Genomic DNA, 504 nt, shown 5'->3' with positions numbered 1-504 from the left:
ACGTCGATGATGCCACCACCTTTGCCGAAGGTCATGGCGGTGGCGGCAGTTCGTCCGACCTCAAATGGGGACGTGACGATGACGAGGATGAACGCGCTTGGGCACGCCGTTGCATGATGAAAGCTGCACGCATGATGCGCCCCTCTTCCGGCAAAAGGAAGAAACGATAAGCGGCACTGTCACGTATCACCTGTTATAGTATTCACCAGATTAAATTGAACAACATGAGAAAAATACTTATTCTATCCCTTGGCTTCGCCCTTTCATTGGGTGCGCAAGCCAAAGACTATCACCGCACGGCGGACACCACCACCGTTGTATGCAGACTTTCGGCAGACGGTATGCTTCGTCCGCTTAAACCTTCCTACATGAAAGGGGCATTGGTAGCTTCGCCATGGACGGACAACTGGTTTGTCCAAGCGGCAGGAGGAACTACGGTCTTCCTCGGCAAACCGCTCGGATGCAACGACCTATTCGGTCGCATGAAACCGGCATTCTCCGTGT

2 pseudogenes are annotated in these 504 nt (G+C 53.4%); both read left to right on the top strand.

Annotation, left to right across the window (positions count from 1 at the left end):
• Positions 1–170, top strand: a pseudogene (locus DXA05_RS26310) (recombinase); the annotation flags it as partial.
• 54 nt (positions 171–224) lie between these two features.
• Positions 225–504: pseudogene (locus tag DXA05_RS26305) on the top strand (hypothetical protein); the annotation flags it as partial.

Source organism: Bacteroides sp. AM54-2NS (genome assembly GCF_003602935.1).
In the GTDB taxonomy this organism is placed as follows: Bacteria; Bacteroidota; Bacteroidia; order Bacteroidales; family Bacteroidaceae; genus Bacteroides; species Bacteroides xylanisolvens.
Note: the sequence above shows the minus strand (reverse complement) of the source record. Positions and strands in the feature narration are given on the sequence as shown.